The sequence below is a fragment of the Paenibacillus tianmuensis genome (assembly GCF_900100345.1).
GTDB lineage: Bacteria > Bacillota > Bacilli > Paenibacillales > NBRC-103111 > Paenibacillus_G > Paenibacillus_G tianmuensis.
On the sequence record NZ_FMTT01000049.1, the window covers coordinates 32,771 to 48,029 of the forward strand.

General features: G+C 51.3%; 11 protein-coding genes. All 11 read right to left on the reverse strand.

What is annotated here, in order from left to right; all coding sequences use genetic code 11:
- Positions 1-352: 352 nt before the first annotated feature.
- Entirely contained in the window at positions 353-829 is a 477-nt protein-coding gene (locus tag BLO51_RS23810) for an RNA polymerase sigma factor (RefSeq protein ID WP_217266777.1), read from the reverse strand.
- Between the two features lie 263 nt (positions 830-1,092).
- Positions 1,093-2,208 (reverse strand): sensor histidine kinase, encoded by a 1,116-nt coding sequence (locus tag BLO51_RS23815; protein ID WP_090675822.1) that lies wholly within the window; start codon positions 2,206-2,208, stop codon positions 1,093-1,095.
- Positions 2,198-2,893: a response regulator transcription factor gene (locus BLO51_RS23820; RefSeq protein WP_090675823.1), complete on the reverse strand. Its 696-nt coding sequence runs from the start codon at positions 2,891-2,893 to the stop codon at positions 2,198-2,200. Before BLO51_RS23820 ends, BLO51_RS23815 begins: the two co-directional genes overlap by 11 nt.
- A gap of 478 nt (positions 2,894-3,371) precedes the next feature.
- Entirely contained in the window at positions 3,372-4,451 is a 1,080-nt protein-coding gene (locus BLO51_RS23825; protein ID WP_090675825.1) for a lactonase family protein, read from the reverse strand.
- A gap of 180 nt (positions 4,452-4,631) precedes the next feature.
- Positions 4,632-5,309, reverse strand: coding sequence for a deoxyribose-phosphate aldolase (gene deoC, locus BLO51_RS23830; RefSeq protein ID WP_090675827.1), 678 nt, complete (start codon positions 5,307-5,309; stop codon positions 4,632-4,634).
- Between the two features lie 42 nt (positions 5,310-5,351).
- Entirely contained in the window at positions 5,352-6,653 is a 1,302-nt protein-coding gene (locus tag BLO51_RS23835; protein ID WP_090675828.1) for a pyrimidine-nucleoside phosphorylase, read from the reverse strand.
- A gap of 40 nt (positions 6,654-6,693) precedes the next feature.
- Positions 6,694-7,887 carry a NupC/NupG family nucleoside CNT transporter gene (locus BLO51_RS23840; protein ID WP_090675830.1) on the reverse strand — a complete coding sequence of 398 codons (1,194 nt, stop codon included), beginning with the start codon at positions 7,885-7,887 and terminating at the stop codon, positions 6,694-6,696.
- 462 nt (positions 7,888-8,349) lie between these two features.
- Positions 8,350-9,294 carry a DNA-binding transcriptional repressor DeoR gene (locus tag BLO51_RS23845; protein WP_090675831.1) on the reverse strand — a complete coding sequence of 315 codons (945 nt, stop codon included), beginning with the start codon at positions 9,292-9,294 and terminating at the stop codon, positions 8,350-8,352.
- 214 nt (positions 9,295-9,508) lie between these two features.
- Complete coding sequence (locus BLO51_RS23850) at positions 9,509-13,186, reverse strand: carboxypeptidase regulatory-like domain-containing protein (RefSeq protein WP_090675833.1); 3,678 nt, start codon at positions 13,184-13,186, stop codon at positions 9,509-9,511.
- A 22-nt stretch (positions 13,187-13,208) separates the two neighbouring features.
- Positions 13,209-14,657, reverse strand: a complete 1,449-nt coding sequence (locus BLO51_RS23855; RefSeq protein WP_090675834.1) for a glycosyltransferase family 2 protein — start codon at positions 14,655-14,657, stop codon at positions 13,209-13,211.
- A gap of 65 nt (positions 14,658-14,722) precedes the next feature.
- On the reverse strand, positions 14,723-15,259 hold a 537-nt coding region (locus tag BLO51_RS29420; RefSeq protein WP_425415831.1), incomplete at its 5' end, for a hypothetical protein.

Below are 15,259 nucleotides of genomic sequence, written 5' to 3' on the forward strand. Positions count from 1 at the left end.
TTACCTCCTACAAGTTTTGCTTTAGCAAAACTGGCTTCGAAAGGATACGCTTATAGGTTTTGCGCTAAGCAAAACCAGCTTCGAAAGGATACGCGCTTCGAAACGATTGCGTAACGCCGAAAGCCGCCGCTTCCGGGCTTTGGCCCCGGCTTCTTCTTCGGATTTGAAGTGTAATAAATACCTATGCAGAAAGCAAAGGGAAGTTGACCGAAAATTTCTGACAAAATCAGAAAAGAAGCGCGTAGGCTTGTCTGGACGGATATGCGAAAAGAAGGGCGAAACGGAGGGATTTTCTAAGCGCGGCGGAGGTGCGTACAGGGTACGCCGGAATTTCCGGCGAGCCGGGGAGCCGTTACGGGCACCCCTCGACTTGGAGTCGCCGGACGGCTTCTTTCCGCGCCCGATGCAACCTTGTTTTGATCGTCGTGAGCGGGAGCTTTAAATAGGAGGCGATTTCGCCGGGCTTCATTTCGTATTTTGCCTTAAGCAGCAGCACATTCCGAAACGGCAATGGCATCTCCAAAATTTTCCCGAACATTTCGCGGCTGTCCTCACGCTTCAAATACTCCTCCTCCGCGGACGTATGGGCCTTCTCCGTCTCGATCCTGTCCACAACCGTAACTTTGCGAAAATAGGGACTCCTCTGATAATCCAACACGGTATTGCGAGTGATCGTGAGCAGCCACGCCCGGACGGAGCCGTCGCCCCGAAACGAAGCGATTCGGCGGTAAGCTTTCAAAAATACATCCTGGGTAATATCGTCGGCTACATCGTGTTTATGTATTAATCCATAGGCATAGCTCCATACCTCGCGGCGGTGCTGTTCCATCCATGATCTAAAAAGAGCCTCATCCTTGGAGGACGGGCGATTTTCCAAGTTACGACAATCGCTGGTTTGTTCTAATTTTTGCGGCATCTCTATCCAAGCCTCCTCCGACAAACGAGCGCTTCCGGAGCGCTTTTTTTCTTTATTATGAACTCTATTACTTAACGATGAACTAAGAAAAGTTAACGAAATTCTTAAGATTTTCTATATAAAGACGAAAAAAACGCGCCGCCCCTTCAGGTTCGACACGTTTCATGTACATTTTCTTAAGAATTAGCCTTCTCTCCCAGGACATTCAGGCGCACCGCAAAGACGGTCCGCTCCTCGTCGCTGGATGCGGAAATGGTTCCTCCGTGCAGCTCGACGATGCTTTTGGCGATGGCCAAGCCGATGCCGGAACCCCCGGTATACGTCGCGCGGGATTTCTCCACGCGGTAAAACCGTTCGAAAATATGAGGCAAATCGGTTTGCGGAATCGATTCGCCGTAATTGATAATTTGGATCACGGCTTCGCCCCCTTCCTTGAAGCCCAGCACCTCAAGATACTTCCCTTCGCTGCCATACTTGATCGCATTGGAGATCAAATTCTCGAATACCCTTCGGAGCTTGTTGCCGTCGGCCATGACCGGCAGCTGCGATTCAAAAAAAGTCATATGCTGCTCGATCCCAGCCTCCTGAAGCTGCAGCCGGAACTGTGCGAAAAGCTGGCGCATCATTTCGACCAAATTGATCGGAGCCTTCTGGATCGTCGCCCCCGTAATATTGCTTAAGCGGGTATATTCGAATAAATCCTGAATCAATTGAAACAGCCGCTGCGATTCCTCGTACGCCATGTTGACATAATAACGCAGCTCCACTTCGTCCCGGTAACGGTCCTGCTCGATCAGACCGAGATATCCGGTAATCGAGGTGAGCGGAGTCCGCAGATCGTGGGATACGTTCGTAATCAATTCGTTCTTGGTGGACTCGGCCCGCCGTTCTTCGTCAATCGACGTTTTGAGCCGCTCGACGACCTGGTTGATGTTCCCGGCCAGTTGGCCCAGCTCGCCCATGGACTGCACAGGCACTTTATGATCGAAGTCATCGGCGGCGATCCGCTGCACATCCTCGATAATATGGATTAGGTACCTGTGGTAGCGGGCATCTTTTTCCCGTTTGAAAAAATATAAGGCCGACAGCATAAACAAAGGCAGCCCCGTAAGAAAGTAAATTTCCGGATAACCGATAGAAGAATTAATCCATTTGAATAGCGAATCTAAAGACAGCGAAGACAGCTTGGAAAAGTAAATCGACTTGGCGATTATCTCCATTACTAACAGCACGACTACGGTCGTTAATGCGCTCCAGAAGAGCGGTACCGCGACTCTCCAGCTAGTTCTCAATTTTGTATCCTACCCCCCATACCGTGTGAATCAGCTTTTCTCCCGCCATTTCTTTTTCCAGCTTCTCGCGCAGCCGGCTGATATGCACCGTGACAGAGTTGTTCGCCTCAAAATACTTTTCTTTCCAGATCAGCTCGAAAATTTCCTCCGATCCGAAAACCCGGCCCGGATGGCTTGCAAGCAAAAATAAAATGCCAAATTCGATCGGCGTCAGCTTGATCGAGCGGTCATCGATCGAGACGGCATGGTTGCGTTTATCGATTTGCATCGATTTGATCTTGATGATCCCTTCCGCGTCCGGCTGGGCCGTCTGCGCATTGAAATACGACCGCCGCAGCAGCGACTTGACCCGCGCCACCAGCTCCAGCGGGTTGAAGGGCTTGCCCATATAATCGTCGGCCCCCGTCATCAGGCCTAAAATTTTGTCCATATCCTCGTCCTTGGCGCTCAGCATCAGGATCGGCGTCGTCTTGTCCTCGCGGATTTTGCGGCAAACCTCCATCCCGTCCAATTCGGGCATCATCACGTCCAGTATGACCAGATGGACAGTTTCCTCCTCGATCCGTCTTATGGCGTCGATTCCATTATGTTCCTTAATAACCTCGTAGCCTTCATTTTTCAAATAAATTTCAAGCAAATTCGCGATTTTATGATCGTCGTCGACGATGAGGATGCGTTTATTCATTCAACTCTACCTTCCTTAACCGGTTAGTTTAACGGCAGATTACCACGTTCCGGGAAGGAAATCAACGACTTGGCATTTCTTGGTGCCGTATGGCCATACGGATGTCTCCCTTCTTCATGCTGCGGGCATGTCGCTCCCCTCCCCTCTCTGGCGGCAAAAACCCGATCGTCCCCTCACGGTTAACGGATTCCATAGCAAAGCGCGCTTCCTTACTTTACCGCCTGTTCGTTAAGCGAAAGCTAAGCAAAGCTTACAAAAAGGTTACGCTTCCTTGCTAAAATCTAACAATACCCGGCAAGTCTTGATTCCTTAGTCAGCTGTTCGGAAGGTGTGTCATATGAGCGGCGAAATTTCGATTGGAGAATCAGCAGGGCGGCGAGCTATGAATACATTCATCCGGTTGACGGGGATGTGGAATTGCGAGGTTCAAAATAAAAAACGACGGGGTCCTTGGTGAACAAGGAACCTCCGCCGTGAACTAACCGATGGCCGCAAACTTGATACATACGGGCTTGGATACATCCAGTCTGTCCCCCGTAGGCAGAAGCTTCCCGGTAACCGCGTCCCGCGCGAACGTCACGATTTGATTCGAATCCCGGTTGGCTACGAGCACAAAACGTCCGTCCGACGAAAGAGCGAAGTTCCGCGGATGTCCGCCAAGCGTCGAAGCATGCTCAACAAGCGTGAGTTTGCCGGTCGAGGAATCGATGGCGTACACCGCGATGCTGTCATGTCCGCGATTGGAGCCGTACAGAAATTTGCCGTCCGGCGAGACGTGAATATCGGCGCACGCATTATCCCCTTCATAAGAAGCGGGCAGCGTCGAGACGGTCTGTATTTCGCCGAGCTTGCCCTCCTCCGGATCGTAGGAGAATGCCGTGATCGTCGAACCCAGCTCGTTGATGACGTAGCCGTAAGGGAGCGACGGATGAAAAACAAAATGCCGCGGTCCCGATCCGGGCGCCACCCGTACCTCGTCATGAGGAAGCAGCTTTCTGGCTGCGATGTCCAATTTATAGATAAAGAGGCGATCCAACCCCAAGTCGGAGACGACCGCGTAGCGGTTGGCATGGTCGACGAATACGGAATGCGCGCGCGCCTGATTTTGCACGGGCAGGACGCTGGAGCCTTCGTGCCGGCGGATGTCCACGGTCTTGCCTATGTGTCCGTCCTCCAGCAGCGGAGACAGCCCGATCATGCCGCCGTGGTAGCTTGCTACCATGATATATTTATGGGTACGGTCCAAAATAATGTGACACGTGGTCGCCGGCACCGTCAGCTCAATTCCGAGCAGCGACAGCTTGCCGGTTTCGGGATTGAACTCGTATGCCGCGGCAGCCCCGCAGCGCTTGCCTTCGGAATCGGCTCCTTCCGTGATGGCATATAGCTTCAAACCCTCCACATTCACATCCAGAAACGTCGGATTTTGCAGCCCGTCCGTTTGATCCGTCAGTTCGAGTCTTCCGGTATCGGGATCGAACCTGCAGGCGTACAAGCCCGGATCGGCCGCATCCGCATACGATCCCAAAAAAGCGAAGATCTTCTTCTTGCTCTCCATCCAAGCACCTCTCTATCTCATTCATGTCCTATAGGCATTATCGCAAATCCGCTGCCCTGAGGCAACCGGGCCGCTTCTCGCGGATTCGCTGAGCGCAAGGTAAAGAGGACCTCCCATAATGGAAGGTCCTTGGAGTCTAAATAAATGTCGCGTCGCGGACACTTTCCGGCGCGCCTCAGGTTAGTATGCGCTGCTCGACTGCTCGCCTTTGACGATCGATACGCCGGAGCTGGAGCCGATCCGGGTAGCCCCCGCTTCAATCATCGCCTTGACATCCTCCAGGCTGCGTACGCCGCCGGACGCCTTCACTCCGATGTCCGGGCCTACCGTTTTGCGCATCAGCGCGATATCCTCTACCGTAGCTCCGCCGGTGGAAAAACCCGTCGACGTCTTCACGAAATCCGCGCCGGCCTTCACCGCCAAACGGCATGCCCGCTCCTTCTCTTCGTCGGTCAAGAGGCAGGTTTCGATGATGACTTTTGTCAGCGCCTTGCCTTTAGCCGCTTCGACGACGGCCCGGATATCCTGTTCCACCAGATCGTCCTGCTTATCCTTGAGCGCTCCGATATTGATCACCATATCGACTTCCGTCGCTCCGGCAGCGATCGCTTCCCGGACTTCGAACGCCTTCACTTCCGGCATCGTTGCCCCCAATGGAAAGCCGATGACCGTGCATACCTTCACGTCGGGCGTATCCTTCAGCACTTCATAAGCCGTCTTCACCTGTGCCGGATTGACGCACACCGAGGCAAAACGGTATTGCTTCGCTTCCTCCGCCAACCGGATCACCGCCTCACGGCTAGCATCGGCTTTTAATAAGGTATGGTCGATTAATCGAGCGATTTCGTTCGTTGTCATCTGCTTACTCCTCCGTTCGTTTTTCAACCCTCGAAACTAAGATTAATGAATTTCCGCGTGCACCAGAACCGGACGTTCCACTTTGCCGGAGGCGATAGTGTACGATTCGTAGATGCTCTCAATCACGTCATCCACCGTTTCGCGATTGCTGTGAATGGTAACAAGCGTATCCCCGGGCTTCACTTCGTCGCCGATTTTTTTGTACAGCATTAGGCCAACACTCAGATCGATCTCGGATTCCTTCGTTGCGCGTCCCGCACCCAAGATCATCGCCGCGGTGCCGATGCTGTCGGCGACGATCTCCGAGACATAGCCCGCTTCCTTCGCCTTCACCTCGATACGGTATGCGGCAACCGGCAGCTTGGACGGGTCGTCCACGATCGACGCGTCTCCGCCCTGCGCGGCAATGAACGCTTTAAACGTCTCCAAGGCCCGCCCGCTGGAAATCGCTTCCTCCAGCTTGCTTCGCGCTTCGCTCACGCTGGAAGCCTGCTTTGCCAAATATACCATATGACTGCCGAGCGTCAAGCATAGTTCGTGCAAATCTTCGGGACCTTCCCCGCGCAGCGTATCGATCGCTTCCTTCACTTCCAGCGCATTGCCGATCGCATACCCGAGCGGCTGATTCATATCGGAAATGACCGCCATCGTATGGCGTCCCACGTTGTTGCCGATGTCCACCATCGCCTTCGCCAGCGCCTTGGCGCTGTCCAAGTCTTTCATGAACGCGCCGGCGCCTACTTTGACATCCAGTACGATGGCATCGGAACCCGAGGCGATCTTTTTACTCATGATCGAGCTGGCCATCAGCGGGATCGAATTGACCGTCCCGGTGACATCGCGAAGCGCGTAAATCTTTTTGTCCGCCGGGGTCAGGTTTCCGGTCGGCCCGGTCACCGCAACTTTCACTTCGTTCACTTGCCTGACGAACTGCTCGCTGCTGATTTCGGCCTGGAATCCTGGAATCGCTTCGAACTTGTCCACCGTACCGCCGGTATGGCCGAGTCCGCGCCCGGACAGCTTTGCTACGGGAACGCCGACCGCGGCGACGAGCGGCGCAAGAACGATCGTCGTCGTATCGCCGACGCCTCCGGTGCTGTGCTTGTCCACTTTGATGCCTTCGATGGCGGACAAATCGATCGTATCTCCCGACGCCACCATAGCCATCGTCATATTCGCCGTCTCCGTCGGAGTCATGCCGCGGAAGAAGGCCGCCATCAGAAACGAGGACATCTGGTAGTCCGGGATCGTTCCGTTCGTATAGCCTTGCACGATGAAATCAATTTCCGTCTTGCTAAGCTCGTGACCGTCACGCTTGCGGGCAATCAAATCAACCATTCTCATGTTTCTCGTCTCCCCGTGTTTAGTATAGTCATCGAATAATTTATAGGAACAGCCCGATGAGCGTGGCCGACAAAATCGAGGCCAGCGTCGAGCCGAGCAGCAGCTTCAAGCCGAACTGTGCAGCCTCGTCTCCCCGTTTGTCGTTCAGCGCTTTCACCGCGCCGGTAATAATGCCGATGGAGCTGAAGTTCGCAAAGCTGACCAGGAATACCGAGACGATCCCGACCGTACGGGCCGACAAACCCGAAGCGATGTCTTTGAAGCTCAGCATCGCAACGAATTCGTTGGTCACAAGCTTCGTCGCCATGATGCCCCCCGCCTGCACGGCTTCGCTCCACGGGATGCCCATCAGGAACGCGACCGGTGCAAAAATATACCCCAGCACGGATTGGAACGAAATGTGGAATATCAGCTCGAATACGTAGTTGATCATATTCATCAAAGCGATAAAACCGATGAGCATCGCGCCAACGATAATCGCTACTTTGAATCCGTCCATAATGCTTTCGCTGATCATCTGGAAGAACGATTCCTTCGGATGTTGCTCCTCGTCGGCCACAACCGTCGCCTGTTCTTCCTCCGGATCGAGCTTGTACGGGTTAATAATGTTGGCGACTATCAGCGCTGAGAAAATGTTCAGCACGATGGCGACCACGACGTACTTCGGTTCAAGCATCGTCATGTATGCTCCCACGATCGAGATGCTGACCGCGCTCATTGCCGATGTGCAAAGCGTGTACAGCCGCTGCTTCGTGACCTGGTTGAGCTGCTTCTTCGTCGTCAGGAACACTTCCGATTGACCGAGCAGCGCGGCGGAAACCGCCACATAGTTTTCCAGCCGACCCATGCCGTTCAATTTGCTGAGCGCCAGCCCCACATATTTGATGACGAACGGCAGCACCTTCACATAGTTCAGGATGCCGATCAGAATCGAGATAAATATGATCGGCAGCAGCACGTTGATAAAAAAGGTCGAAGCGCCCTGATTTTCCAAGCCGCCGAATACGAAGTTGACGCCGCCTACCCCGAATTCCATCAGCTTGTTGAACAATCGGGAGACGAATGTGATCAGATCCAGACCGATCTTCGTATTCAGTATGATAAAGCTCAGCACAATTTGCGTAACGAGCATAGCCAGAATCGGTCTGCTGCGAATTCCTTTCCGGTTGTTGCTGAACAAATATCCCACCGCAAACACCAGCAGCAACCCGGCCACTACGAATAAAAATTTCATCGAAATTCCTCCACGTAAAGGGAATTGAATTGTTAATTGAAAGCGTTAGCAATGAATGCAAAAAAGCTTCAACATCGAACACGATGATGGAGGACCAACGGGGCTGTACGATGCTGCCATTTTTAGCATTTCCTTTGCGATCAAGTTTAATGAGCTAATACGATGATGTTGTTTCGAAGCGGCTTCGATTACAATTTAACTATAACAAGTCATTGAACAAATGTATATATAATATTGAACTTTTGTTCTTGCAAACAAAGAAATTTTGAAGAATTTGTGGAACAACAACCTGCGTTTCCTATGGTTATCTCCTGATTCTGGTTCCAAAGCCCTCGTTTCTCGATCATTTGTATGGTTTATCGTTTACATTCGTTCTTGATTTGCGTAAAAAAGAAACCATCCAAGCTTTCGCCCGGATGGTTCCTTAGCCCTTTAGCGGGATGCCGAATCTGATTAATTGCGTTATCCTTCTTGCTCCAGCAATATTTTGGCCGTATACTGATCCGTTACCAGCACATTCGCGTACTTCGCTTTCAATGCGCCACGGATGCCTTCGACTTTTTTCAAGCCGCCTGCGATGAGAATCGATTGGTCTTTTGTTTTGAGCTCATGCAGTTCGATCCCGATCGTGCGGGCATTCAGCGTCTCGTTGCAAATCGCGCCGTTTTTATCGAAGAAGCGGGAAGCGATATCCCCTACCGCATGGTCGGCGATCAGTTGCATATCCTGCTCCGTGAAATAGCCAAGCTGGAACAGCAGCGAATCCGTCCTAGGCACGCCAACCGTGAACAAGGCAATGTTCGCCTGCTTCCCCATGTCAAGCAGCTTCCGGATGTGGCGGTCCGCCTCAATCGCCTGCTTCACCACGACGTGGTCGACGATGGCCGGCAGCGGCAGCTGGTAAGGCGTCGCATCGAATGCCATCCCGAACAAATGAAGCGTTTCTGAGGCGTAGGTCTTCTTCTCGGAATGGCTGACGCCGCCCTTCAGTTGGACGATTCGGACGTCCTTCAGCGCTTTATGCTCCAGATGCGTCGCCACCTGGTAAATGGTCGTCCCCCAGATGGTGCCGATAATGTCGCCGTCCTGAACGATTTCCCTCAAATAATCCGCCGTCAGCTTGCCCAAATACTGCTTGATCACATGATCCTCGAACAACGGGATGGACGCGACCAGCGCCCGCTTCAGCCCGAACTTCTCTTCCAATTGCTCACTCAGGATTTTGCGGTCCTCGGTCGGGTCTGAAATGCGAATCTCGACGATTCCTTCCTCTTTCGCCTGCTGCAGCAGACGGGAGACGGTCGGCCGGGAAACCTCCAGCTTGTTCGCGATATCCTGTTGGCTGTAATCCAGCAAATAGTAAAGCTTGGCGGCCTCGATCATTTTTTTCAGCTTCTCTTGTTCCATAAAGCCCCCGATCTCCATCCCTGAACACTTTACCATGTATTGTTACACAAATGTCCACCGCACTGCAAGCGTTTTAGCTCAAAAATGCGGTACGTATTCAAAATCAGAAGGCGATAAGTAACAAGGCTGATCGATCATTCTCGGTAAAAAACGTCCCCAACTCCATGTTAGGGACGCTTTATCCGACTAAACGTGATTAAATCTCAACACACCATTAGTTGGTGAATTTTACGTATTGCAAGAATCGCTTAAGCACCGTTGCGACTTGAGCTCGGGTCGAATCCAAAGAAGGCTCGAACGTCGTATCGGTCATTCCTTCAATGATCCCCTTTCGAACGACTTGTTCAACGGAAGCAGCAGACCACTCGCTAACGGCTCCGCGGTCTTTGAATTTGTTTACCTTGGAGTCAGCTTCTTTAGTGGAGGGCTCGCTTCCTGCTGCCTTAAGCGCTCTGTTGATCATGACAGCCATCTGTTCGCGGGTAATGCTGCCGTTCGGCTCGAACGTCCCGTTCTCAAATCCGTTCACAAGACCCGCTTTTACTGCGGCACCGATCGATCCGGCGTACCAATCTTTTGGCTGAATGTCATTAAAGGTCACATAACTCGGATCTTCCAGCAAACCTAAAGAACGCACAAGTAGCGAAGTAAATTCCGCGCGCGTGATTTTTTTATCGGGCTCATAGAGCTTGTCGGTCATACCCTTTACAATAAATTTCGACGCCAGCCGCTGGATGTCGGATTCCGCCCAGTGTCCGGTAATGTCATCAAAGGTATGATTGGCCGAAACTACGGTATAGATGCTATTATGGGTGGAAAAAATTTTAACTGTAGAAGCATTCTCTCCTTTTTCGATATAGGAAGGAATAAAGGTCGCTTCATGGGTAACCGGATCAATCGTAACGGCTGTAACATGGTCCCTATTGGGAATGGTGCCAGGAACGATTACTTTGCGCTCCACATAAGCAGCCCCGAAATTCACTAGCTCCTGCGATAAACCATTGCTGCCTTCGGCTGTAATTTTAAAATCCAGAGGATTAGGAAGCAGCGTGCCGGTCAGTTGATTCGTCTTGATAATCTTCTCGTTCATACTTGGTGGCAGCTTCTCGATAGCCACGGTAATCTTGATGTTTTGCATCGTTGTCAAGGGCTGGGTCCAAGTACGTAATACGTGAACCGGCAGCTTATATTCCATTGCATCTGTGCGTAACGTGATCAAGGCGCCGGCTTGAACTTTGTCCGGATTATGGAATGACTCGGCCGGAAGCTCGATTTTAGTCAAGACGTCGGCACGATCGATTTGAACGACAACCGATCCGGCCGTTTGCAAAGCTGCGGCTAATTTGTCCTTGTCTAGCGTTATTTTAGTTACCGTTTGTCCCAAGCTATTGGTTTCTTTAGCAACAATCCCGTCTTTGCTCGGATCCAGAACGACTTCGGCCGCGTTCGGCTTCGGCGTTGGCTGCAACCCGCCTGCAGATCCGGCGGTACTTTGGCTAGGGCTTGACGCCCCAATATCCGATGAATTGCCGCTTGAAGTATAAAGCGTCATATCGTTGACCACGATCTTGTCGGCCAATGCCGTTACGCGAGTTTCGACAGAAACGAATCCGGCTGATTCCGCTCTGAAGACGTAAGTTCCGGCAGGCAACGTGACGGAAAAGGCCCCGTCCAGCCCTGTTTGTATTTTCTTAAGCAGCATACCGTCTGCAGCCTCATAGACTTTAGCCCATGCTTGTGCCGCAGGGTTAGACCCGTTCGTAATTCTCCCCGTCACAACACCGTTTGTTTGCAATGAAGCTTGGACGAATGCATCCTTTTCCTTGCTGACGGCTACGTTTTTCGTTATGTTTCCCAAATTGCTTTTTTCCGCTGTCAACGTATAAGTTCCGGCAGGAACAAACAAGGCAAACGTGCCGTCGCCGTTTGTTTTCGTATAATTGGAATAGGCTTCGTTGCTCGCGCGGACGATTACCCCACCCAGTGGCGTTTTTCCGTCGGCAGCGAAGATGGTTCCGCCAATTCTGCCGGCTTGCGTTGTTAAATTCTGATGTAACGTTTGCTCCGCGGCAACGGCAATCGCAGTCGGTGTCTGATTACCATCAAAAGATTTACTATCAACGGTATATTGGCCGGCCGGAAGCATCAAGGAAAAGAAACCTGTATCCGCGTGAGTAGCGATACGATCGACAGGCGTTCGAGTATGATCGAGTATGATCGCCGAAGCTCCGCCTACGTTTGTTTTCCCGTTGGATAGGTAACCGTTGAATATACCAGCCGTGCCTAATACCGGATTAACCGTAACGCTTGCGCCTCGGGAGACGCTAACATTTTTATTTAGCGCCACTTTATGGTAATGCATTGTTTTTAATGTATAGCTTCCGGGTGGGACCTTTAGCGAGTACGTCCCGTCTTCCTTCGATGTGGTGAAAGAATAGGAGCTGCCGTCTTGAGACAGAGCAACGATTGTCGCGTATCTTATCATCGTTCCGTCCGCTTCAGTAACTTTACCGTTGATTTCTGTAGGATTTATCGTCAGATCATACGTGCTGGTCTGTCCTTCCAGAATACTCAAGTTCTCTTTTACCGCGATCGAATCTCCCGCTGCCGCAGTAATACGATAATTTCCTACAGGCAAAAGAGTCTCATAGCTGCCATCATGAAGCGGTGCCAGCTTGTCGACAACTTGTCCATTCTTATCTTGCACGGTGATGGAAATGTCCTCAAAGCTCGCTTGCGGCCGGCTATTGGGATAAGATACTTTACCCGATAACGTACCTGCATTCTCCAACGTAATCGCTAAAGACTCATTTTTGCCGGGTGCAAGAGTTACGGGCTGACGAATCCCTGCGTATGCCCCTGCGCTAGCCTTCACGATGTAAGTTCCGGGCGGCAATAAAAATGCATAAGTACCGTTGAGAGACGAAGGTTCGACATCCGGAACATAGGCGTTACCTAGCAAATCGAAAACGCGAACACGACTAGTTGAGTCAGTTGGCGCATTAGCCAGACTCACCTTCAAGCCGGAATTCATATCCGTCAGATTCACTATAGTCGAGCCGGGTCCAATGGTCACTTGGGAACTAGCTTGTGTGCCGGTTTCATTCTCTGCGGCCGCAACGATGGTAACTTGGCCCGCAGGGACTGCAAGCGTATAATTACCGTTCACGTCTACCCGTGTTTCGTTCAAAACATTTCCCTGCTGATTCACGGCTTTTACTTTGAACTTTGTTTTTAATCCGGATACGGATTGAATCGCACCGCTGATTTTGCCAGCCGGGTTAAGATTGATCGTAAGAGGAGACTTCGACGAATCCGTTGTAAGGCCTGATACAGAGCCGTAATTCGGTTCGCCTTGAGACGAATATGCCGCCACGGTATAGGAGCCTTCGTTGATTGGAACCGTAAAAGTTCCGTCCGGCGAAACGGAAGCCTCATTATACATAAAGCCTGTATTCTCGTCGATCAGTCTCACTTTTGTTCCGGAAGGCAGCGGACCGTTGGAGCCGCTTCTCGTGACAATACCGCTAAGCAGCATCGTATTCAACGAAAAGTTTGCATTCTTGGTTTGATCCGGACTAACGGTAACGAAATTGCTGGAACCCTCAGTCTCATAAATGGCCTCAATCGTATACGTTCCAGGCGTAACGTTCAGACGGTAATTGCCGTCCGGCTTGGTGATATCCTGTGCAACCGTTTGGCCGCGGTTATCCAAAGCAACCACGGCTGCATTCGGTATCGGCTTCCCGCTGCGGTCCGTCACGCCCCCGCTAATAGTCGCCTTGGCTGCACTGCTATTCGACGCTGTATCCGCAAAAGCCGAAACGGGTAAAGCACTCGCTAGGGACAAAATCAGGAGCACTTGAATAACGATCCTCTTGCTCAAAAACATGAATGCTCGCCTCCGTCTGTTTTCATCTTTGTTGGTTGTATTGATCAAGCAATCTTCGCTGTAGATCAAAGAAGGCCAGTTTATTGGATAGGACCGTAATTTTGGGATGGCTTTGCACCACTTTTTTTAACAGGAACCCGGCTTCTGCTATTTTCCCGGAGTGAACTAATAAATCAGCCTTTAAAACATCGGCTTTCCATGCAAGAATATCGCGGTCTGCAGTTACAGTCCCTCGGTAAGTTCCAAAGCCTTCAACAGCTGCTCCTATGTGTCCTTCGGCCTCTTGAAGTAACAAACGGGCTTTTCTCATCTGTATCTCCGCGAGCGCGTAACGGGCATCGGGAAAGTCAGGATGGAGCTTCAACGCCTTACGGCAGCATTCTTCGGCCTGTTCCCATTTGTTGCGCGATGCCAGTATTCGGGTCATCAGCATATAAACTTCGGGCATTCGGCCAAATTTGGGATTGGCACGGGCATACTCCTCGGATTTTCTCAGATAGTCCAATGCGCTGTCGTAATCCCCCAGGGACATCGTCTCTCTCCCTAAAAAATACCACCAGCCCGAATTTTCGGGCTCTTCTTTCGTCATCAGACGAAGGAGATGGATATTGCGGTTGAACTTATCTTTATCCTCTTTAACAAAGGCTTCATAGCCGTCATGGAACACTCTGATCTTGGCCGGTTTATGCAGGACATTGGAAGTAAATATTCCTTCCTCCTGCGTAGCGATTTGTTCATGGATTCGGCCGCTGTAATAAAGTCCCCTTCGGGCCGGGAATAAACGGGGTACGGAATAATCGCATACCTCCGTATCATTCACTTGATTGATCAACCCGACATGCAGCACCGGGATAATATGGCCTAAACCAGAGTAAAGCGCCGCCGCCGTTCGAATATTTTCCTGATCATCGGGATGAAGCCACTCGTCCGCATCCAGCCAAAACACCCAATCGGAGGTGACGTGGGCAAGCGCCTCATTGCGCAATTGAGAAAAACTATCGTTCCATACCGTTTGACGAACTTTGACGGTTGGATAATTCGTTAATATCGATAACGTTTGATCGGTCGAGCCGGAATCTACAACAACGATTTCGTCAAACACCCCGATGATGCTATCGAGGCAACGCTTAATGCAGCGCTCTTCGTTTTTGACAATAATAGCGGCCGATACGCTGACCGGTTTTGTTTGCAGCAAATCGACGATATCCTGCCTCACAACCCCTACAGGGGTTTTCTCTAGTTCTCGATACGCTGATGGCATCCAAGTTGCTTCGGGGTCCAAAAGATGCGCCCTCTCAAACATAAGGCGCGCCATTTTACCGTTCTGTTGATGCAATAACGCCTCTCCCAGCAGAACCCAACCCTGCCCGTCTATCGGAAATAAACGGACGTGTTCGACGGCATGGGCTTCCGCTTCTCGATATCGTTGTTGTTTTAAAAAATGGGTTATCATCTCATGACGCGGATGCATAGAACCGACCTTCCTATTTCAAAAAATATCGGCCAACCGTCCGATTGGCCGATTTCGTTTAAAGTTTAATGTTGAGCGTTGAGCGTTACGGTATTGGCTACATATCCACTGTATCCATCCGTTGCATGAATGACGATATGGGTCGTTTCTTGCGCCGTTCCTGACAATAGCAACAGCGTTCCGCTTATCGAAGCGCTGAGCGTGTTCGACCACGGATACGTCGAGCCGTAAACATACGTCAGTACGTCCTGATTTGGATCAATAAAGTAATTTTTTAAGTCAATTTGCGTCAATCCGCCCGTTAAGGAAACGGCCGGCTGCGACAATGCTTGAGGAGCCATGTTTTGGCTGCTGCTCCCTATGCTCACCGTATTAGATACATACGTGCCGTGACCGTCTGTCGCATGCACGATTACATAACCCGGCTCTTGCGCCATCCCCGACAGCAACAGCGTCGTTCCGCTTACCGAGGCGCTCAGCGTGCTCGACCACGGGTATGTCCAGCCATAATGGAACGTCAACTCATCCTGATCTGCATCGTTAAAGTAGTTTCTCAGGTCCACCTGCGTCAGCACACCGGATAAAGATACCGCTGGTTGCGA